Annotated in this window: 21 protein-coding genes and 1 pseudogene; 13 read left to right on the top strand and 9 right to left on the bottom strand. The window is 60.7% G+C overall.

Annotated features, from left to right (window positions below; translation table 11 throughout):
- Positions 1–247: 247 nt before the first annotated feature.
- Together ACP7C6_RS09835 and ACP7C6_RS09830 are read right to left on the bottom strand one after the other, a co-directional pair.
- Positions 248–547 (bottom strand): hypothetical protein, encoded by a 300-nt coding sequence (locus ACP7C6_RS09835; protein ID WP_240040354.1) that lies wholly within the window; start codon positions 545–547, stop codon positions 248–250.
- 569 nt (positions 548–1,116) lie between these two features.
- Entirely contained in the window at positions 1,117–2,166 is a 1,050-nt protein-coding gene (locus ACP7C6_RS09830; protein ID WP_028617636.1) for an MBL fold metallo-hydrolase, read from the bottom strand.
- 123 nt (positions 2,167–2,289) lie between these two features.
- On the opposite strand from ACP7C6_RS09830, the gene ACP7C6_RS09825 reads away from it, so the two are divergent.
- From ACP7C6_RS09825 to ACP7C6_RS09805, 5 genes and pseudogenes are all read left to right on the top strand, one after another.
- Complete coding sequence (locus ACP7C6_RS09825; protein ID WP_068932317.1) at positions 2,290–2,916, top strand: TetR/AcrR family transcriptional regulator; 627 nt, start codon at positions 2,290–2,292, stop codon at positions 2,914–2,916.
- A 190-nt stretch (positions 2,917–3,106) separates the two neighbouring features.
- A complete protein-coding gene (locus ACP7C6_RS09820; RefSeq protein ID WP_068932318.1) occupies positions 3,107–4,165 on the top strand; it encodes a diguanylate cyclase in 1,059 nt (352 codons plus the stop codon).
- Positions 4,166–4,427: 262 nt separating this feature from the next.
- A pseudogene (locus tag ACP7C6_RS09815) lies at positions 4,428–5,195 on the top strand (PAS domain-containing protein); the annotation flags it as partial.
- Complete coding sequence (locus ACP7C6_RS09810) at positions 5,196–5,747, top strand: methyl-accepting chemotaxis protein (protein ID WP_426108782.1); 552 nt, start codon at positions 5,196–5,198, stop codon at positions 5,745–5,747. It begins immediately after the preceding pseudogene.
- Positions 5,748–5,823: 76 nt separating this feature from the next.
- Complete coding sequence (locus ACP7C6_RS09805) at positions 5,824–6,342, top strand: DUF1003 domain-containing protein (RefSeq protein ID WP_028617640.1); 519 nt, start codon at positions 5,824–5,826, stop codon at positions 6,340–6,342.
- Here the strand turns inward: ACP7C6_RS09805 and ACP7C6_RS09800 are convergent.
- The gene (locus tag ACP7C6_RS09800; RefSeq protein WP_426108658.1) at positions 6,339–7,217 is read right to left on the bottom strand and encodes a LysR family transcriptional regulator; all 879 of its coding nucleotides are present in this window, start codon (positions 7,215–7,217) and stop codon (positions 6,339–6,341) included. The genes ACP7C6_RS09805 and ACP7C6_RS09800 overlap by 4 nt on opposite strands.
- Positions 7,218–7,297: 80 nt before the next feature.
- Between ACP7C6_RS09800 and ACP7C6_RS09795 the strand changes: the two genes are divergently transcribed.
- A complete protein-coding gene (locus ACP7C6_RS09795; protein WP_311893419.1) occupies positions 7,298–7,999 on the top strand; it encodes a CTP synthase C-terminal region-related (seleno)protein in 702 nt (233 codons plus the stop codon).
- On the top strand, positions 7,996–8,319 hold the full coding sequence (locus tag ACP7C6_RS09790) for an antibiotic biosynthesis monooxygenase family protein (RefSeq protein ID WP_068932324.1): 324 nt from the start codon (positions 7,996–7,998) through the stop codon (positions 8,317–8,319). Before ACP7C6_RS09795 ends, ACP7C6_RS09790 begins: the two co-directional genes overlap by 4 nt.
- On the opposite strand, the gene ACP7C6_RS09785 is transcribed toward ACP7C6_RS09790, so the two are convergent.
- Positions 8,316–8,639 carry a DUF2025 family protein gene (locus ACP7C6_RS09785; protein ID WP_028617644.1) on the bottom strand — a complete coding sequence of 108 codons (324 nt, stop codon included), beginning with the start codon at positions 8,637–8,639 and terminating at the stop codon, positions 8,316–8,318. The genes ACP7C6_RS09790 and ACP7C6_RS09785 overlap by 4 nt on opposite strands.
- A gap of 232 nt (positions 8,640–8,871) precedes the next feature.
- Here ACP7C6_RS09785 and ACP7C6_RS09780 point away from each other — a divergent pair, with 232 nt between their 5' ends.
- Positions 8,872–9,999 (top strand): glycerophosphodiester phosphodiesterase family protein, encoded by a 1,128-nt coding sequence (locus tag ACP7C6_RS09780; protein WP_028617645.1) that lies wholly within the window; start codon positions 8,872–8,874, stop codon positions 9,997–9,999.
- Positions 10,000–10,653 (top strand): helix-turn-helix domain-containing protein, encoded by a 654-nt coding sequence (locus ACP7C6_RS09775; protein ID WP_068932327.1) that lies wholly within the window; start codon positions 10,000–10,002, stop codon positions 10,651–10,653. It begins immediately after the preceding gene.
- Here the strand turns inward: ACP7C6_RS09775 and ACP7C6_RS09770 are convergent.
- Positions 10,645–11,508: a sterol desaturase family protein gene (locus ACP7C6_RS09770; protein ID WP_308907933.1), complete on the bottom strand. Its 864-nt coding sequence runs from the start codon at positions 11,506–11,508 to the stop codon at positions 10,645–10,647. The two genes, ACP7C6_RS09775 and ACP7C6_RS09770, sit on opposite strands and share 9 nt — an antisense overlap.
- A gap of 153 nt (positions 11,509–11,661) precedes the next feature.
- Between ACP7C6_RS09770 and ACP7C6_RS09765 the strand changes: the two genes are divergently transcribed.
- Positions 11,662–11,970, top strand: coding sequence for a PepSY domain-containing protein (locus ACP7C6_RS09765; RefSeq protein ID WP_068932331.1), 309 nt, complete (start codon positions 11,662–11,664; stop codon positions 11,968–11,970).
- Positions 11,971–12,148: 178 nt separating this feature from the next.
- Complete coding sequence (locus tag ACP7C6_RS09760; protein ID WP_068932333.1) at positions 12,149–13,321, top strand: GAF domain-containing sensor histidine kinase; 1,173 nt, start codon at positions 12,149–12,151, stop codon at positions 13,319–13,321.
- Here ACP7C6_RS09760 and ACP7C6_RS09755 read toward each other — a convergent pair whose 3' ends face one another.
- Positions 13,322–13,930, bottom strand: coding sequence for a methyl-accepting chemotaxis protein (locus ACP7C6_RS09755; RefSeq protein ID WP_426108781.1), 609 nt, complete (start codon positions 13,928–13,930; stop codon positions 13,322–13,324).
- Between the two features lie 1,283 nt (positions 13,931–15,213).
- Here ACP7C6_RS09755 and ACP7C6_RS09750 point away from each other — a divergent pair.
- Positions 15,214–16,236 (top strand): transporter, encoded by a 1,023-nt coding sequence (locus ACP7C6_RS09750; RefSeq protein WP_016978332.1) that lies wholly within the window; start codon positions 15,214–15,216, stop codon positions 16,234–16,236.
- 102 nt (positions 16,237–16,338) lie between these two features.
- Complete coding sequence (locus tag ACP7C6_RS09745) at positions 16,339–17,955, top strand: inorganic phosphate transporter (protein WP_426108657.1); 1,617 nt, start codon at positions 16,339–16,341, stop codon at positions 17,953–17,955.
- Between the two features lie 59 nt (positions 17,956–18,014).
- Here ACP7C6_RS09745 and ACP7C6_RS09740 read toward each other — a convergent pair whose 3' ends face one another.
- From ACP7C6_RS09740 to ACP7C6_RS09730, 3 genes are read right to left on the bottom strand one after another with little or no spacing between them, the layout of a single operon-like run.
- Positions 18,015–18,989: a biotin-dependent carboxyltransferase family protein gene (locus ACP7C6_RS09740; RefSeq protein ID WP_122685437.1), complete on the bottom strand. Its 975-nt coding sequence runs from the start codon at positions 18,987–18,989 to the stop codon at positions 18,015–18,017.
- Complete coding sequence (locus tag ACP7C6_RS09735; RefSeq protein ID WP_028617653.1) at positions 18,986–19,864, bottom strand: 5-oxoprolinase subunit B family protein; 879 nt, start codon at positions 19,862–19,864, stop codon at positions 18,986–18,988. The genes ACP7C6_RS09740 and ACP7C6_RS09735 overlap by 4 nt, the downstream gene beginning before the upstream one ends.
- A gap of 57 nt (positions 19,865–19,921) precedes the next feature.
- Positions 19,922–20,680 carry a 5-oxoprolinase subunit PxpA gene (locus ACP7C6_RS09730; RefSeq protein ID WP_426108656.1) on the bottom strand — a complete coding sequence of 253 codons (759 nt, stop codon included), beginning with the start codon at positions 20,678–20,680 and terminating at the stop codon, positions 19,922–19,924.
- Positions 20,681–20,783: the final 103 nt, after the last annotated feature.

Raw genomic sequence — 20,783 nt, 5'->3', positions numbered from 1 at the left:
GCCTGCTTAGCTCGTTGACACTGAGGTACTCAGTACCGGCGGGCAAGGGTTTTGAAGCAACGGGTAAGTAGCCTCCAGCGAAGGACTGTACGACTTGCCGGACCATGGAGCCCATGCCATATGCGATCCCTACAGATGCGATGCCTAACATAAGACCTCTTGAGGAGTAAGAGATGAAGAAGGACCAATGTTGATCCGTGGCCAGTCTAAAAACTCCACTCCTCATTGGCTGCGCGACGCGGGCGACTCACCGTGTGGGATAGTTCAGCGCTGCGGGTGGCTCGTCCTGCCGGTCCATCAGTCGGCGTCCGTTTTGATACCCCTGCACCAAAGCCGGCAGCCAATCCTTCGCCCATCGCGCACCGTAGAACCACAGCGTCGCACCACCCTCGAGCGGCGTGCCAAACCCTGGATAGCCGCTCCAGCACGCGCTGTGGAAGGCGCTGCTGCGGCTGTCGGATACCAGGGCATCCAGTCGGAATGCACGCACCAGCTCATCGATTTCGTTGCGGGTGTGAAGGGTGTGATTGGCCCGGTGGGCAGCCACCGGTATCAACTCAGCTCCGGATCGACGCAATATGTCCAAGGCTCTCAGGAAGGATGAGTTGTGCTCGATCCGCTCATGTTCGTGGTCATCTACAAACCGCTCGGCAAACCCCACGCGCCTGCCGCCCAGCGCGTGATCCGCCGTGAAGGCCGTATTGTTTTCTACTAGGGGGACTTCAACCATCACCGGCCCGGAAGGATCGACTCCACTCAACGCAATCAATGAAAGCGATGGGTCCCGCAAAGGTTTCAGGGGAAGACTCGGAACGTCATACCCTGGAACGGGGACGCTTCGCCCAGGGTTTTCACGAGCCAGGGGCTCGACGCCGAAATCGATTCCTTTAGGGCTCGCATGATTGTTGGCTATCGTCGCCAGGCCTGAACGTTCAGCGAGAACAGGAGCAGGTTGGCCCGTCGGGCAAGTCATACCTGCATGCCAATATTTCTGACATCTACCGTCCATAAAATCCGCCCCCGAGAAATGACTTTCCGGGGATCATCGCACCCTTGGCTGGCGTCTGTCGCAGCTCTGAAACAGCTTGAAAACTCCTTTTTCCGACGCCTCTTACTTCAGTTGGCGAGGCGCTCCTCTGCACCTTGGGTTTCTACCTCCAGCCACCACGCATACCCTCGGTCAGGCTGGTGCAAGCTGAACGCCTGCCCCATCTGCGGTGTGGTGATAAACACGTTACGCTCCCAGGCCAGGGCCATAATGCGGTCGAACGGTTCATGCCATGCATGGAACGCCAAGTCGAAGGTGCCGTTGTGAATCGGCAGCAACCAGCGGCCTTTGAGGTCGATATGCGCTTGCAGGGTTTGCTCAGGTTGCATGTGCACGTGCGGCCAATCGACGTTGTAAGCACCCGTTTCCATCAGCGTCAGGTCAAACGGGCCGTACTGTTCGCCGATACGTTTAAAACCGTCGAAGTAACCGGTATCGCCGCTGAAAAAAATCCGTCGAGCACCATCGAGCATCACCCAGGAACACCACAAGGTCTGGTTGGCATCAAACAGGCCCCGCCCGGAAAAATGCTGCGCTGGTGTGGCGACAAACCGGATGCCATCCACTTCGGTGCCCTGCCACCAATCCAGTTGCCGCACTTTGCTGGCGTCCACGCCCCATTTCACCAGAATATCCCCGACGCCCAGCGGCGCGAGAAAGTAGCGGGTCTTATCGGCCAATTGGACGACAGCCTTGCGGTCCAGGTGGTCGTAATGGTTGTGGGAAAGAATCACCGCTTCTAACGGCGGCAGCTCTTCAAGACTGATGGGCGGTTGGTGGAAACGCTTGGGGCCGGCCCAACTGAACGGCGACGCACGCTCGGCGAACACCGGGTCGGTCACCCAGAATTTGCCGCGCATTTTCAGTAAAACGGTGGAATGCCCGAGACGGAATACGCTGTGATCCGGCGCCGCCAGCAACTGCTCGCGGGTCAGCGGCTGCACCGGAATCTGTCCTACCGGCCGCGTGGTGCGCGGCTTGTTGAACAGCATGTTCCAAAAAATACGCAAGGTCTTGCCGAAGCCACCCTGCTGCACGGGTGCATCGTTGCTGAAGTGCCCTTGGTCTTGCTTGGGCGCTGCCGGCGAAGAATCAACGCGGGACGAAATCGTGGCCATTTACAGGTGACTCCTACAGACCGCTCTTGAATTACACTGCACAGTGTAGTTTCAAGATTGCAACAAAATACACAGCAAGTAAACTACAGAGTGTAACTTTCCTTGACGAACCGAGCGCCCTCCATGACTGCCCCTCAACGCCTTACCGACCGTAAACGCGAAGCCATCGTGGCCGCGGCCATCGCTGAATTTCGCGAAAACGGTTTCGAGGTGACCAGCATGGACAAGATCGCCGCCACCGCCGGCGTTTCCAAGCGCACGGTGTACAACCACTTCCCCAGCAAAGAAGAGTTGTTCGCCGAAATTCTCCATCAACTCTGGGCCAGCAGCGTTGCGCAGCTCGACGTCAGCTACGCCAGCGACCGCCCGCTGCGCGAACAATTGCGCGGCTTGCTGGAAGCGAAAATGAAGATGATGGCGGATGCCAATTTCCTCGACCTGGCCCGGGTTGCCATCGCCGCCACCATCCATTCGCCGGAGCGCGCGCAAGACATGGTCACCCGCCTGAGCAAGCGCGAAGAAGGTTTTACCCAATGGGTACGCGCCGCCCAGGACGATGGCCGGCTCAATTGCAGCGACCCGGCATTTGCCGCCCACCAGATCCAGAGCCTGCTCAAGGCGTTTGCATTCTGGCCGCAGATTACCCTGGGCCAACCAGTCCTGGACGCCGCCAGTCAGGCCAGTGTGATCGAATCGGCTATCGACCTGTTCCTGGCCGGCTACGAAGTCACGTCGCCCCGGCAGCCGTAAAAACCTGTTGTGTGAACGACATTCCAGGTCGTTTTTGACGTATTCGCACGCTGTCCTGAGCAAATGGCTTGGAAGGACACTGATTATTCCCACGCGAATAACTGACAATATTCACAATTATTATCCGATCAACGGTTCAACCCGCTGACGCACTTTGCCGCACCTGCAGAAAAAACGGCTCCAGGAATTTATGGAAAACAGACGAGGCAAAGGGCTTTCATTTGCCAGACGTATCTACAAGCCAAGGATTATCGGCTTGGGCATCGGCTGCATCAGTGTCACAGGCGCTCTTTATCCGCTCGCAATGCCGGGGTGGGTCTGGGCATTCCTGTTGTTCAACGGTTTCGCCTGGGCACATGTGGCCTACCAACTCTCAGCGCGCTCGCAATTCCCCTACCAGGCTGAGCAACGCAACCTGCTGTACGACTCATTGTTCGGCGGGTTCTGGGCCGCCGCCACGCAGTTCACACCACTGACAACCGTTACCATCCTTTCCATGATGACCATGAACAACGTGGCGGCGGGCGGCAAGCGGCTGTTCCTGCGTGGGCTGCTGGCGCAAGTGGCCGGTGTCGGGGTCGCCTGTGCGCTTTTCGGCATCAAATTCAACCCCAACGTCAGCCTCACACAGGTCTACACCTGCCTGCCGATGCTGACGCTCTACCCCATGGCCATCGGCACGGTTTGCTATCAGTTGGCGATTAAGTTGTCGGAACACAAACGCGCACTCAGCGCCCTCAGCCGAACCGACAGCCTCACCGGTCTGCTGAACCACGGCTCATGGAAAGACTTGCTGCACCTTAAATTTCATAAGTGCCAACAGCAGCAAAGCCATGCCACCATCGCGTTGATCGATATCGATCACTTCAAGCAGATCAACGACACCCACGGCCACATCGTCGGCGACGCGGTCCTGCGTCAACTGAGCCTGGAGTTGCGACGCAACTTGCGTGAAAATGACCTGGCCGGGCGTTACGGTGGCGATGAATTCTGTGTGATTCTTCCGCAAGTTCCGCTGGAAGAGGCGGCACAGGTGATGGAACGCATGCGCGAGACCTTCAGCAATTACCGCAACCCGCAGATCCCTGAATTGCGCGTGAGCCTGAGCATCGGCCTGGCTGATTTCCAGCCCTTCTTTACCGACGCCGCCATGTGGCTGAATGCGGCGGATCGCGCGCTGTATGCCGCCAAGGACACCGGGCGTAACCGGGTCAACATCAGCGAAGCAGTGATCGCTCATTCCGCCTGAGGTTGTCCTACGAGTCCTCGTCTGAATCCTCATGCGTGCACGCCAAGAGAAAGCATAATGCCACCACTTGTCGGCTACCCAAAAAAGGTCCTGCCCCTGAGGCGAACTTCTTGCCAGGCTGATCACTCTGAACCCGTTGTTCCACCCCCGCTGTCGGTACAAGGAAGCTGACAATGAGCAAGTCAACCGTATAGCGAATGCCTTACGGGGGCAGGCGCATATCCAAGGAAACCCAGAAGCTTGCTTGCCCGAGCCCCCGAACATGCTATTTAAAGCCCATAAAAAAACCATCAACGCCCTGCAACACACCGTCGCCCAACAGGCCAGCCTGCTGGATGCCATCGAGCGCTCCATGGCGGTGATCGAATTCGACCTGTCCGGCACTGTGCTGCGAGCCAATGCCAACTTCCTCCAGACCATGGGCTACCGCGCCGAGCAGATCGAGAGCCAGTCCCACCGTATGTTCTGCACCCCCGCATTCGCCCGCAGCGCCGAGTACAACCAGCTGTGGTCGAACCTGCGTAATGGCCAGTTCCAGTCCGGCACCTTTGAACGGGTGGCGGGCGATGGCCAGTCGGTTTGGCTGGAGGCCAGCTACAACCCGGTGCGTGACGAAGCAGGTCAAGTCATCAAAGTGGTGAAGTACGCCATGGACGTCACGCCGCGCCTGCAGGCCGAAAGCGAAGCCAATGCCAAACTGGCCGCCATCGGCCGCGCCATGGCAGTGATCGAGTTCAACCTCGACGGCACCATTATCACGGCCAACGCCAACTTCCTGCAGCGCATGGGTTACACCCTGGCGCAGATCCAGGGCCAGCATCACCGCATGTTCTGCAGCGCGGCCGTGGCCAGCAGCTCGACCTACAGCGACTTCTGGAAGCGCCTGAACCAGGGCGAAATGTTCAGCGGCCAGTTCGAACGGGTGGATAAGAACGGTCAGGCCGTGTGGCTCGAAGCGAACTACAACCCGGTGTACGACGCCGGCGGACGCCTGTGCAAAGTGGTGAAGTTCGCCTCGGACGTGACCGCCATGGTGCAACAACATACCGCCGACGCCGCCAGCGCGGCCCAGGCGTACCACATCTCCCTGAACACCCGGGACATCGCCGAAAAAGGCGCCGAAGTGATCCAGCAAACCGCCAGTGGCATGCACGACATTGCGGCGGACATCGACGGTTCCTCACAGCTGATTGCCAAGCTGGGCGAGCGCTCGCAGCAGATCACCGCCATCGTCAATACCATTCGCGGCATCGCCGACCAGACCAACCTGCTGGCCCTCAACGCCGCCATCGAGGCGGCGCGTGCCGGCGAGCAAGGTCGCGGGTTTGCCGTGGTGGCCGATGAAGTACGGCAATTGGCGGCCCGCACCAGCGGTTCAACGGCGGAAATTTCCAGCATGATCGCGATGATTCAGGAGGAGACCCGCCAGGCCATCCACAGTATGGACGGCACCCGCGACCGCGCCGCGCAAGGGGTCGACCTGGCAAACCGCGCCGGCACGGTAATCCTGCAGATCCGCGAAGGCACCAGCGAGGCCGTGCAGGCGGTGAGTGCATTCGCCAATGAGCGCGGTGGCAACTGACCCGATCTTCATACGGGGCGCTGGGGGCTCGGTCTATAGTGCTTGCTTGTCTTCAAGCAAACGATCCGAGCCCGCCATGACCCCAGAAAAGACCGAAACCGCCGCCGTCGACCACCTGCGCTTCCATCGTCCCCATGCCCACTTGGCGCCAACCTTCGGCAATGACACCTTTGCCCTCAAGGCCGAAGCGTTCGCCCGTTTCTTCGGCACGCCCACCTTCCTCGGCGCGCAAACCGCCATCGTCGTGTTGTGGGTGGTGCTGAACATGACCGGCGTCACGCATTTCGACGTGTACCCGTTTATCCTGCTCAACCTGGCCTTCAGCCTGCAATCGGCCTATGCCGCGCCGCTGATCCTGCTGGCCCAGACGCGTCAGGCCGCTCGCGACAAAGCGCAGTCAGACGCCGACGCCCAGCACCGCGAAGCGCTGGCGATTGCCAACACCGAGCGCCAGGCCCAGGCCGCGCAGACCACCAAACAGTTGCTGGAGCTGCTGGAGCAGAACACCCGACTGACGGAAATGACCAAGCAACTGACAGAGCATATCGAAAGCCTGACTAGCGAAATGCACGAGCATTTTGTGCGAAAAACCTAAGGCAACCGCAGGTGTCGCCCCAGCTCGTCAAACAGTGTCACCACCGAGCGCAGCGCCCGACAATCGGGGCGCGTGAGCAACCATAACGCCGTGTCGTACCCCGCCAATGCGGGGCCCAGTGGTTGCAGGCGGTCCCCGACTAGAAAGTCCGGCAACGCCGCCACCCCCAACCCTGCACGCACCAGTTCGGTCACCGACAACATGCTGTTGCAGCGATAGCTGGGACGCACGCCGGGCAGGTGCTCGCGGCGCCAGGCTACCGTGGGGTGGTCGGGCAGGAAGTCATCCGGGGCGATCCATGGCAAGTCTGCCAGCTCGCGACCTTCGTGTTGTTGGGCGAAACCCGGACTGGCGCACACCCGATACGCCACATTGCCCAGGCGCCGGCCCACTAGATGCTCCGGCGGCGTGCGAGTCAGGCGCAGCGCGATATCCGCGTCGCGGCGGCTCAGGTTGGCGAAGTCATTCGATGTACTCAGTTCCAGGATCAACGCCGGGTACTGCGGCATGAATTGCGCCAGGGCCGGCAACAGCAAGCCTTGCAGCACAGAATCGGTACAGGTCAGGCGCACCGTGCCGCTGATCACCTCACCACCTTGCTCCACACCAATGCGCGCGGCCTCCAGCGCTTGCTCGGCGCGTTCCGCCTGCTGCGCCAGGTTGCTCGCCAGGCTGGTGGGCAGGTAGCCGGCGCGGCTTTTTTCGAACAACGTCTGGCCCAGCGCCGCCTCCAGGCGCCGCACCGCGCGGAACACCGTGGACACGTCCACCCGCAACAACGCGGCCGCCCGTGCGAGTGTGCCGCCGCGCACCAGGGCGAGGATCAGCGATAAGTCGGGGTAGTCAATTGAATAGTGCGTGACTGCATTGAGCATGTGCTAAAACGCCAATATTGATTGCGTGAACGCCAATCTATAGTGCGCCTCAGGACACCACAAGCCATGGGATGTACACGATGAAAACCACGCCTCTGCACCTCGCCCTGATCGGCGATTACAACCCCGATGTCATCGCCCACCAGGCCATCCCCGTGGCGCTGCAACAGGCGGCCGAGACCCTCGGCCTGGGGGTTCACGTGCAGTGGCTCGACACCGATAACCTGCCCCAATCACTGCATGAATTCGACGGTTTCTGGTGCGTCCCCGCCAGCCCTTACCGCGACACTGACGGCGCAATGCGGGCGATCCGGTTTGCCCGCGAGCAACGCCGACCGTTCCTCGGCACGTGCGGCGGTTTTCAGCATGCCGTGCTGGAATACGCACGCAATGTCCTGGGCTGGAAGGATGCCGAGCATGGCGAACTCGCGCCGCAGGCCAAGCGCGTCGTGATCGCGCCACTGAGCTGTGCCCTGGTGGAGGCCACCGACAGCGTGCGCCTGGCGCCCTACACCCGGATCGCCGAGGCCTATGACACCCTGGATGTGCAGGAAGGTTATCGCTGCCGTTACGGCGTGAACCCCGAGTTCCTCGATGCCTTGCTCGAAGGCGACCTGATCCCCAGCGGCCATGATTCGACCGGCGACCTGCGCGCGGTGGAACTGCTCGACCACCCGTTCTTCGTCGCCACCCTCTTCCAACCCGAACGCGCCGCGCTGCAAGGTATTACCCCGCCCTTGGCGATGGCCCTGCTCAAAGCTTGTCAGGCGGTGTCCGCATGATCGCCCGCACACCTGCGCCGCCCTACTATGCGGTGATCTTCAGCTCGTTGCGCACCGAAGGCGATCAAGGCTACGGCCAGGCGGCCAGCCGCATGCTGGAACTGGCGCGTGAACAACCGGGATTCATCGGCGTGGAGTCCGCACGGGAAGACGGCCTGGGCATCACCGTGTCGTACTGGGAAAGTGAAGCGGCCATCCTGGCCTGGAAGCAGCAGGCCGAGCACCAGGCGGTGCGCGAACAGGGGCGCGCCACTTGGTACTCGGCCTTCCAGACCCGGGTATGCAAAGTCGAACGGGCCTACAGTTTTGAAGCGAGCTAGCTCACCAGACTGCGCAACGCACTGATCTGCGCAATCTCCACCCGGCGCATATACACCCGCAACGGCTCGGTGATGTTGATGCGCTCGTCGATGTTCTGGTCCAGCAGCAACTGGATGCGCTCGCGGGACAGCGTCATGGTCTGCTCCGGGGCCGGTAGCCAGACGAATTCGGCGGTGGGAATGATGCCGTCATCGGCCACGTCCATGCCGAAGGAGTCTTCGCTGAAACGCACGATGTACTGGCCTGTCTTGCGGTTGAGGCCAACAAAACCGTGGAGTTGGTCGGCGGCCTGGCAGATAAGCTCGGAGGTGATGCGCATGGTAAACCTCACTGAAAAGTCCCACAGGGACTGGAAAGATGGTTTACACGCGTGGCGGAAAGTACCGCCCTCTAATGGGGCAGCTTCGGGCAAGAATACTGCAATGCCAGGCAAAAAATCCGAGAAAATTGAAGCCTGCGCACGTTAATGTCGGTTTGGTGATAGCGCCTTTCGCAATCAATTGTTAAAAAGGAGGCCTTCTCAAAGCTACCTCCACGAAAGGACTTCGCATATGCCTGTCACGTTTACCAAGAGCGCCCTGCTGCTCGCTCTGATGCTCGGCCTTGGCCAAGCGCAGGCTGCCGATCCGATCAGCCCGGCTGAATTGGCAACCAATGAAGGCATTCCGTACCCGGCCGTGATCGCCCACCGTGGTGCGTCCTACGATGCACCGGAGTCCACCGCTGCCGCCTACAAGATCGCCCGCGACCTGGGTGCCGACTACCTGGAAATGGACCTGCAGCGCAGCAAGGACGGCGTGCTGTTCGCCCTGCACGACAACAACCTGCAGCGCACCACCGACGTGGCCACCAAGTTCCCTGATCGCAAGGACGCCCCGGCCAACGAGTTCACCTGGAAAGAACTGCAAACCCTCGACGCCGGCAGCTGGTTCAACGCCGCCTACCCGGACCGCGCACGTCCAGGTTTCGTCGGCCTGAAAATCCAGAGCCTGGACGACATCATCAAGATCGCCGAAGGCAACCCACAGCACAAACCCGGCCTGTACATCGAAACCAAGGAGCCCAAGCAATTCCCGGGCATCGAAGCTGACCTCAAGAACAAGCTGCTCGACAAAGGCTGGCTGAGCTCCGCCGGCTCCAAGCTGGGCAAGAGCAACACCGGCGTCGGCCAGGGCAAGGGTCGCGTGGTGCTGCAAACTTTCGAAGTGGCGAGCCTGAAAGAGCTGCAGAAAGAAATGCCCAACACCCCGAAGATCCTGTTGCTGTGGGTGGGTGAAGGCAGCATCGAGCCGAAGAACAAGCAGACATTTGCTGAATCCGGCGAAACCACCAAGGCCGCCTACTACGCCAAGCAAGAGCCGAAAGACGCGGCCGAGTTCGAAAAGTGGGTCGACGAAGCCAAGAGCCTCGGCGCCATCGGCACCGGTCCCTCGGCTGAGCTGACAGACCACGGCGACCAGAGCTATTCGGACCTGGTCAAACCGGAAATGAACAAGCTGACCCACGACAAGGGCCTGCTGGTGCACGTCTACACCGTGGACGAGCCGGTGGACTTCGACAAAGTGATGAAGGCCGGCGTGGATGGCATCTTCACCAACCGCGCCGCCGAACTGCTGAAGTTCTACAAGCGCTGGCCGTCCTCCAGCGTGCAGGACCTGCTGCACGACTATAAGTACTGAGTGAAGGCCGAATGGTCAGGCCGCCTATGGTTGGGCCGTGACTACGGCCTGATCCTCGGCGAGCTGGGGCGCACCGCGCCCCATGCGCACTACGCCCATCAGTTGATGGCCTCCAAAGGTTCACCGATCACGATCAGCCTCGATGGCCAGGTCACCACGGCCCATCGCCTGTTTATCCCGTCGCGACAAACCCACGCCATTCTTGAGACTCAAGGTGAGGTCTCGGTGCTGTACGCCGAACCGGCCGTGTTTGATCTCGCCCCTTTGCTGCACCAGGACCTGTCCCTGGAGGCATTGCGCCGACTCCCTCGGCGCAGCCTGGATGATCCACGTCTGGAGCGCGCCCTCACCGCACTGGATCAACAACTCGACGGCAAAGTATCAGCCCAGGCCCTGGCCCAAGCCGCGCACCTGTCATTGAGCCAACTGGAGCGACTGTTCGCCCATCAACTGGGTTTACCTGTGCGTCGTTTGGTGCTGTGGCGACGATTGCGCATCGCCCTGCAACTGGCGCTTGCCGGTGGCACGCTGACCGATGCGGCTCACGGTGCGGGGTTTGCCGATTCGGCGCATTTTTCGCGAACCATGAAGCAGCTGTTTGGCGTCACGGCAGCCGCCTCATTGCGCCAGCTGGATGTTCAACTGTTAACGTAAATCGTCCGGCAGTGACGGCTCCTTGCTGAAGCCAACCGCCTTGAAGGGATCACGCAACTGCGCCCCATAGTCCACCGGAAAGTCCGGACGACTGCCAATCCCCAGATCCCCCGGCCCCATGCGATAGCGTTCGCGGTAATACGCCGTGCCCAGCAGCCAATCCCACAGGTTGAAGAACAAACCGAAATTCACATCCCCGGCGCGGCCATATTTCATATGGTGAAAGCGATGCACCGGTGCCCAGGCGAACACCCAGCGCAACGGCCCCAGGCGCATGTCCACATTGGAGTGCTGCAGCAGCAATTGCAGGGCAATGGCCAACGCCAGCAACTGGGCCACGTCCAAGGGAATGCCCAGCAGGATCAACGGTAGCAAACCGGCCGTGGCTTCCAGCACCTGGTGCAACGGATGCTTCATCAACCCGTTGAAACCATAGAGCCGCTGCACGCTGTGATGCACCGCATGCAGTCGCCACAGCGGCCGGACGCGATGGCTGGCGTAATGCATCAAGGTGATGCCGGCATCGGCCAGCACAATGGCCATCAGCAGTTGCTCCCACAATGGCCAGCCACGCGGCCAAATGCCCTCAAACGCCACTAACGCCGTGAGCCCTGGCAGGATCAACAAGCCCACAGCGTTCAGGCTTTCGTTGACCAGGGCATGCAACGTATCGCGCCGACGATCGCCCAGACTGCGATTCCACTGCGGTTCATAGGGCAACCATTGTTCTGCCAGGAATGACACCACGACCGCAATCACGAACAGCAGAATCAAGCTGTCCGGCTGCCAAAGCCCGTAACCGAGAAACCCCAGCAGGAATGCAGGGGCGTAGATCCAACTCACTAACCGTTTCATGCCGAGTCTCCTTTGAAGTGAGCCTCCAGCATGAAATTCCCCGCGCGTGACGGATTGAACAAACTGCGCAACCGCTTGAAATAATTAAGGGTGAATTAAGTTGCGCTGGTTAACCTGATCCCACTTAAACAGCTCACCAGAAGGATACACATCATGAAAACCCTGACCGCTTTGTTCGCCGCTACCGCCCTGACCCTGACCGCTGGCCTGGCCCAGGCCGATGTTCGTCCAGACCAGATTGAAGGCCTGGTCAAGTCCGGCGCAGTGATGCCTTTCGAAAAACTCAATGCTGCCGCCGTGGCCAAACACGCGGGTGCCACCATCACTGACACCGAGTTGGACCGTAACAACAGCGGCGTACTGGTCTACGAAGTTGACCTGACCGACACCGCCGGCAAGAAGTTCGAAGTGAAGCTCGATGCCAAGACCGGTGCTGTGCTGGAAGACAAGCTGGACACTTGATTACCCTCTGAACAAAACAGCGCCACCCTCGGGTGGCGTTTTTTGTGGGCGCTCGTCGGCAAGCTGCAGGAAACCTGCCTTGGTGACGAATGAAATTACCCCCACATAGTACAAGGCCGTTAGACTCTCAAGCTACAGCCAAGGCATAACGCCATTGCACCCGAACAGGGACCGTTACATGGGGCAAAAAGCCGCCGACATCGCCACTATCGGGCGTATCAGCGCCGTACCGGCCATGCTCAAGGTGATCAGTGACATGACCGGCCTGCGGTTTGCCGCTGTTGCTCGCGTAACGGAAGACACCTGGACGGCCTGCGCGGTGCTCGACAACCTGGGTTTCGGCCTGGGTGTGGGAGGCGAGCTGGACCTGACCACCACGATCTGCCACGAAATCCGCGGTTCACACGTGTCCGTGGTGATCGACAAAGCCAGCGAAGACCCGCTTTACCACGACCACCACACGCCACGTATCTATCAGTTTGAAAGCTACATTTCCGTGCCGGTGTTCCGCACCGATGGGCGCTTCTTCGGCACCATCTGCGCACTGGACCCCAACCCCGCGTCACTGCGCAGCAGCACCATCCAATCGACTATGGAGTCGTTTGCACGCGTGCTGTCGCTGCAGATCGAAGCCGAAGAAAGCCAGCAACAAACCGAAGCCGAGTTGCAGGAAGAACGTGGCACCGCCGAATTGCGTGAACAATTCATCGCGGTGCTCGGGCACGACTTGCGTAACCCGTTGTTCGCCATAAACTTCGGCGCTGAGCGACTGCTGCGCAAACACCCCGACCCCGCCACTGACAAGATTGTGCGCCATATCCTCACCAGCGGTCGGCGCGCGGCGCAACTGGTGGAGGACGTGCTGGATTTCGCCCGCGGGCGCATGGGCAGCGGCATTCCCTTGAGCATGGGTGATTGCCAGGGCTTGCAGGCTGCGTTGCAACATGTGGTGTCTGAGGTGCAGAGCGTTCATCCACAACGCGAAATTGTTGCGCATATCGGCGAACTTCAAGGGCTCAAAGGTGACCGGGAGCGACTGGCGCAACTGCTCTCCAACCTGGTCGCCAATGCCATCCACCACGGCAGTCACGATGGCCCGGTTGAAGTCACGGCAAGGGTCGAGCAGTCGCAGTTCACGCTGACGGTGAAAAACCCGGGGCAGATCAGCGCACAAGCCCTGCCGCGATTATTTCAGCCCTACGCGCGTCCAGTTACCGATGCGCCCCAAGCCGGTCTCGGCCTGGGGTTGTACATCGTCAAGCAGATTGCCGATGCCCACGGTGGTGAGCTGAGCGTGTCCACTACCGAGCAGCACGGCACCGTGTTCACGTTCAGCTTGCCGACCGTTTGATCAGGCGCCAAGGCGCGCCGTCACCTCATTCAACTCACCTGACAGCCCACGTAGGTTGTGACTAGCCGCTTCGGTACGCTTGACGTTATCGAGGTTGGCCGTGGCCACGGTGGTGATGTGCGTGATGTTGCGCGAAATATCTTCCGCCACCGACGTCTGCTCCTCGGCCGCCGTGGCGATCTGGCGGTTCATGTCGCGGATCGCTTCCACCGCCTGGGTAATGTGAGCCAGCATGGCACCGGCTTGCGTGACCTTTTCCACACTCTCATCGCTGCACGACTGGCCACTCACGATGGCTTCAGCCGCATCCACCGCGCCGTTCTGTACCGCTTCGATAATCCCGTTGATCTCGATGATCGACGCCGCCGTGCGTTGCGCCAGGCTTCGCACTTCATCGGCCACCACCGCAAAACCACGGCCGGCTTCGCCTGCGCGCGCAGCTTCAATCGCGGCATTGAGCGCCAGCAGGTTGGTCTGCTCGGCAATGCCGCGAATCACTTCCAGCACCTTGCCGATGCGCACGCTGTCGGTTTCCAGGCGGCGGATGATGGTGCCGGTATTCAGGATCTCGTTACGCATCTGGCCGATGGTGGCAATAGTGACTTTCATCACTTCACCGCCTTCGCGGGCCGAGTGATCGGCCTCGTCCGCCGCGCGGGAGGCACTGGCGGCGTGGCGCGCGACTTCCTGGGCGGTGGCCGACATTTCAGTCATGGCCGTGGCCACCTGGTCGGTTCGGTTGAATTGATCATTGGTGCCCGTCGCCATCTGCCCGGCGATGGCATTCAACTCGCCGCTGGCGCTGACCAGGTCGGTAGCACTGCGCTGTAAACGGCTGAAGGTTTCGGCAAGAAAGTCACGCAAGGTATTCGCGGCAGCGGCCAGGTGGCCCAGCTCATCCTGACGACGGCTGGCAACACGCTCGGCAAAGCGACCATGGCTCAGTTGCGTCACGTAGTCGATCAAGCCACGGATCGGCAGGATCAGGTTGCGGTTGATCAACCACAGGCTGAACAGACCGATCAACACACCCGACAACAGCATGATCGCCAGCCCCACCAGCACGGTGCGCTCGGCATAGGCGCTGATGGCCTTGGATTGCTGGCTGCCTTGTTCGCGCAGGTCGCTGACCAACGCACTCATCTGCTCACTGGCGGCGCGATCCACACCTTTCACCGCGGTGTCGCCGGCCGTTGCATCGCCACCGGCGGCCACGTAGGCATCGCGGCCCTTCTGGTAAGCCACGCCGAGTTGCTGGTGTTCCTGGCGCAAGGTTTCGATGCGTCGGCTCAGGCTCGGGTCGCTGCTGGTCTGAGTGACCAGCCGGGTGAGGATGCCTTGAACGTCGCGCTGGCGGTCCTGAAACTGATTCCAGTATTTCTCCATGTCCTGGGGCTGTTTGCCGCGCAGCAGGACGTTTTTCCATTCCTGAACCTGCACCTTGAATTGCAGGTTGGCCTCGTCAATCAATTGTGAAGTCAGCAGCGGCCCATCGATCAAGCTGCGATAGCTCTGCACCCCGTTGGACAAAAAATTGAAACAGGCCAGGGCGATCAACAGCATCGCCAAAAGACTGCCACCGAGCAGCGACAGGATTTGTGCTCTCAAGGAGGTTCGCAAAACATTCATCGGGGAAAAGCCTCGATACAAGGAATTGGTGCGTGCACGCCTAACGTCCTTGTCATCAAAAGGCACCGCCCATCCACAGCGCGCCTTGATGCCTTGAATCGGCCGGATTAGAGCCTTCTTGAACGGTTCCTGACAAACGGTCAAATAAATGTCATCGCAACGAAATAAATTCAAAACCGTCACAAAACTGTCAAATCCACTTGCAATGATTCGCGCATGCGAACCTGTGAAATCTCCTACAGGCGCTTTTTCTGCGAGCCCTCATGAACCACAGCATCGATCACAGCCACCAGGATTCCGACCTGTTTGGCTTGCTCTACGGTTTTCGTTTTCGCCCAGGGGAAAAGGGTGAGCAGATAGATTCGGCGGCGGCGCTCCAGGCGTTGCGCCAACCGGGTGACCCGGAAGAATTCCTGTGGCTGCACCTGAACCTAGCCCACGCCGCGTGCGAGCGCTGGATGCAGGCCCACCTGGACCTGCCGGAAGAGTTCTTCGAAGCCCTGCACGAAGGCTCGCGTTCCACGCGCATCGAACACGTCGACTCGGCCTTGCTGGCGGTGGTCAACGACGTGGTGTTCAACTTCAGCAGCATGGTCTCGTCGGACATTTCCACGCTGTGGGTCTGCGCCCGCAGCCGCTTGCTGATCAGTGCGCGCCTGCAACCGCTGCACTCGGTGGATAAACTGCGCTCGTCGGTAAAAGCCGGTGAAAGCTTTCGCTCGCCGCTGGCCTTACTGGTGCACCTGTTACGCGACCAGGGTGAAGTGCTGACCCAGATCGTGCGCAAGACCAGCATCAGCGTCGACCATATCGAAGACCAGTTGCTGTCCTCGCGCCTGTCCACCAACCGCGCCGAACTCGGCGCCGCACGCCGGGTGCTGGTGCGCCTGCAACGCCTGCTGGCGCTCGAGCCGGGCTCGCTGCTGCGCCTGCTCAACCGGCCGCCGCAGTGGTTGCAAAAGGAAGACGTCAAGGAGCTGCGCAAATCCACCGAGGAGTTTGCGTTGATCATCAACGACCTGATGGCCCTGGGTGAACGCATCAAGTTGTTGCAGGAAGAAATCGCCGCCAACCTCAACGAGCAAAGCAACCGCACGCTGTTCACCCTTACCGTGGTGACAGTGCTGGCGTTGCCCATCAACATCATCGCCGGCTTTTTTGGCATGAACGTGGGCGGTGTGCCGCTTTCCCAAGACCCGGAAGGCTTCTGGATTCTGGTGGCGCTCGTCGCGACCTTCACGTTGATTGCCGGGCGCTGGGCCTTCAGAAAGCGCAAGGATTACTGACCAGCGGCCAGCTCAATCACCTAAACACTGATGTATGGCAGCATCTCTGTAACATTCTGCAATGACTATGAACGACATCCTCATCACACTGGATGCTCCGGCATGGCCACCCCTTCCCTGACTGCCTCCACACACGCCTCACCTGCAGACCCAAAACCCAGGCTGGACAAGAAACCCGGCCTGGTGACGGTAATCATCTTCTTCGCCGTGCTCGCCATGGGCTTGTTGTTCACCGCCTACAGCCTGATGCATGACATGCACGAAATGGGCGCCCAACTCACCACCTGGACGCCCTTCTTGCTGCTGGGGGTGGCGCTGTTGATCGCCCTGGGGTTCGAGTTCGTCAACGGTTTCCACGACACCGCCAACGCCGTGGCGACGGTGATCTACACCAACTCCTTGCCGCCGCACTTTGCGGTGGTGTGGTCAGGCTTTTTCAACTTCCTTGGCGTACTGCTTTCCAGCGGCGCGGTAGCGTTCGGCATCATTGCGTTGTTGCCGGTGGAGTTGATTCTGCAGGTGGGTTCGTCGGCCGGTTTCGCGATGATCTTCGCCCTGTTGATCGCCGCAATCCTGTGGAACCTCGGCACCTGGTGGCTGGGTTTGCCGGCGTCGTCGTCCCACACATTGATTGGTTCGATCATCGGCGTAGGTGTGGCGAATGCCCTGATGCACGGGCGTGATGGCACCAGCGGCGTGGACTGGAGCCAGGCAATCAAGATCGGTTACGCCTTGCTGCTGTCACCGCTGATCGGCTTTGCCTTTGCGGCGATGCTGTTGCTGGCCCTGCGCGCGTTCGTCAAGAATCGCGCGCTGTACAAGGCACCCAAAGGCGACACCCCGCCACCGTGGTGGATCCGCGGCCTGCTGATCGCCACGTGCACCGGCGTGTCTTTTGCCCACGGCTCCAACGACGGGCAGAAAGGCATGGGCCTGATCATGCTGATCCTGGTCGGCACCCTGCCGATGGCCTACGCGCTGAACCGCACCATGCCCGCCGAGCAGTCGCTGCAGTTTGCGGCGGTGGCCGAAGTGACCCAAGTGGCGCTGGTGAAAAGCGCGCCGCAGGCACTGACCGGCGACCCGCGCCCGATCCTCTCGACCTACGTGCGCACCAAGGAAGCTACCCCGGAACTGGTCCCCGCCCTCGCCGCCCTGGCCGGGCAGATCGGTGATGAAGTCAAAGGCTACGGTTCCTTGGCCAAAGTGCCCGCCGAGGCTGTGGGCAACGTACGCAATGACATGTACCTGACCAGCGAAACCATTCGCCTGATGGACAAGGGCAAGGTCGGTAATTTCGACGCGGATACCCAAGGCAAGCTGCAACTGTTCAAGCAACAGATCGACAGTTCCACGCGCTTCATTCCGCTGTGGGTGAAGATCGCCGTGGCCATCGCCCTCGGCCTGGGCACCATGGTCGGCTGGAAGCGCATCGTGGTGACCGTGGGCGAGAAGATCGGCAAGACGCACCTGACCTACGCCCAAGGCGCCTCGGCAGAAATGGTGGCGATGCTGACCATCGGCGCGGCGGATATGTATGGGTTGCCGGTGTCGACCACCCACGTGTTGTCGTCGGGTGTGGCGGGGACTATGGTCGCGAACGGGGGCGGGTTGCAGATGCGCACAATCCGCAACCTGGCGATGGCGTGGGTGCTGACGTTGCCAGCGGCCATCCTGCTGTCAGGTAGCCTCTACTGGCTGTTCACCCAACTCTTCTGACACCACACAGGGCAACAATGTGGGAGCAAGCCCGCTCCCACATTTGGATTTGTATTTCTTCAGTGATTGAAAAGCCCAGTCATAGCCTTCAGCCGTTTTTTGTACACCCGCCGCGCCTCCAACGCCTCCTCCAGCGTCACCGCCACAAACCCCGCCCGCTGGTTCGGCTGCATCTGGCCGATCAGGTCCAAGTCGGCGCTGATCACCGTACCGATCATCGCGTAGCCACCGCCCGACACCGCATCCCGGTGCAACACAATCGGCTCCAATCCCGCCGGTACCTGGATCGAGCCAATCGGGTAGCAACTGTCGACGATATTCGACGGATCCGACCCCGCGCCAAACGGCTGCTCACGTGGCTGGAAACTCAAGGCACTCCCGCCTTTGAAGCGATACCCGATGCGGTCGGCTTCGGAACCCACGGTCCACGGTTCGGCAAAAAAGCTACTCTTGGCCGCCTCCGTGAGGCGCTCGTAATACAGCCCCGGCACTACACGCAGAGTCACATCACCGCCCACTGATCGGCGCAGTGCCATCGGCAGGCTGTTGCCCGCCCGGCCCACGCCACTGGCTGCACCGATGGGCAGTTCATCACCTTCCTGCAAGCGCCGCCCGTGGAACCCGCCGAGGGCGCCGAGGGTGTAAGTCGAGCGACTGCCCAGCACCAACGGCACGTCAATCCCGCCGGCCACCGCGAGGTAGGTCCGTGCGCCCGCCTTGGGAAACTCGAAGCGCAACACCTGCCCGGCGCGGACCTGGAACGCGGTGTCCTGGTGCACCACTTCACCGTCCAGGCGCGGCGACATCAAGGCGCCGCTGAGGGCCACCAGCGCGTCCTGCTGAAACTCCAGTTCGGGGCCGATCAGCGTGCATTCCAGGCCCGCCGCGCCGACTGGATTGCCGACCAGGTGGTTGGCTGCACTCAACGCATATTGATCCAATGCACCCGACGGCGGGATGCCCAAGTGGTAATAGCCTTCACGGCCAAGGTCCTGCACGGAGGTGGCTAGGCCGGGTTTGAGGACCTTGATCATGCCAGTGCCTCCTGCAGGGATTTCGGATAACCGATGGGGTCGGCGAGAAAGGCGTCGAGGGAAAATTCCACGGGACGGATGCGCAGGTCGAAACGTCCTGCATCCACGTCGGCCACCGCCAAGTCGTAGGCCTCACGGTCCATGGGTTTGAACTGCACGATATCGCCAGGACGGAAGAACACCATGTGTTCCTTGAGGTACGCCAGTTGCTGCGCCGGGTCGTAGATCGGGGCTGGGGTCACGCCAAACATCTGGTAGCCGCCGGCACCGCGTACCGAGTAGATGCAGCCAAAACAGCCGCCATGGCCGAGGGTGAGTTTCGGCGTATCAGTGCGCGGTCGCAGGTACTTGGGCACCTGCAATTGCCGCTCGCGCTCGACCATCTGGAACATGAACGGCAGGCCCGCCACAAATCCGACCATCGACACAAACCACGGCGCACCACTGTGGGCGGCGATAAACGCCTCGACATCGGCCAGCCCGTTGATGCGCGCGGCGTACTCCAGGTCCGTACCGCTGGGGTCTTGGTGGCGGTCGCGAAAACGCATCAGGGTTTCGTGGGTCCACGGGTCGTTGTACAGCACCGGGATTTCGATGATGCGCGTGTGCAAGGTGCGTTCAGCCACAGCTTGGGCTTCGGCGGTCTGCACCGCATCGAGCAGCACATGCGGGGCGATGCGGTCGGGGTCAAAGCGGATCTGGAACGACGCGTTGGCCAGGCACACATCCAGCACGCCTTCCAGCGCCAGGCGCTCCACGGCACGGGTCACCGCCATGCCTTTGAAAAAGGCCTCCAGGGACATGCTGTCGCTGACCTCGGCAAACAGGTGTTCATCACCGCCGAAGCTGTAGCGGATGGGAGATGTTTCAGCCATGTCTGTTCCTCTTGGAATCATTGTAGAAAGGCAGGCGAAAAAATTGAGGAATCGTTTTTATTGTGGTGTTTTGACGGTGATGCCCGCTCGGTCCAACGCTTCGCGGGTCGCCTCTACCAACTCAAGGGCACCCGGCGTGTCGCTGTGCAGGCAGATGGAATCGAATTCAATAAACAGGTCTTCGCCTTCCACGGTTCGCACCAGCCCGGTCTGACAAGCCCGCAGGACGCGCGCCGCCACCATCGCAGGATCCAGCGCTCGCACATTGCGGGTAAACACGATGGAGCCGGTCAGATCGTACTCACGGTCGGCATAAAACTCCCGCACCACCGGCTGCCCCAGCTCCTTGGCCACGCGCCAGATCACCGAGTTGGGCATGCAGTACAACAACAGCGTCGGTTCGATGATTTGCAGGTTCTTCACCAGCAGCCGCGCCGCTTCTTCATCTCGGGCCAGGTGCATGTACAGCGCGCCGTGGGGCTTGATGTGTTGCAGGGTCACACCTTGGGCCCGGGCGATTTCCCGCAGGGCGCCGAGCTGATAGAGCATATCGTCCACCAGTTCCTGGGCCGGTGCGTTGATGTGGCGACGGCCAAAACCGACCAGGTCCCGAAAACCCGGATGCGCGCCGATGGCCACGCCCAGTTGCTTGGCGCGCTCGACCGTACGACGCATGGTGCCGGGGTCGCCAGCATGGAAGCCGGTAGCAATGTTGGCCGAGCTGATGTACGCCATCAGCTCGGCGTCGACGCCATCGCCGATGGTCCAGGGGCCGAAGCCTTCGCCCATGTCCGAATTGAAATCCACTGCCTGCATCAGAGTCGCTCCGCCTAAGTGATGGAGGAAAAGTAGGCTGCGGCTTGACCCCTTGGGAAGATCTATTATCAGATGGCCCATCTTCTGAAAATCAGATACTCCA

Origin of the sequence: Pseudomonas sp. TWR1-1-4 (genome assembly GCF_049897165.1) — a bacterium.
Lineage (GTDB): Bacteria > Pseudomonadota > Gammaproteobacteria > Pseudomonadales > Pseudomonadaceae > Aquipseudomonas > Aquipseudomonas canadensis.
Note: the sequence above shows the minus strand (reverse complement) of the source record. Positions and strands in the feature narration are given on the sequence as shown.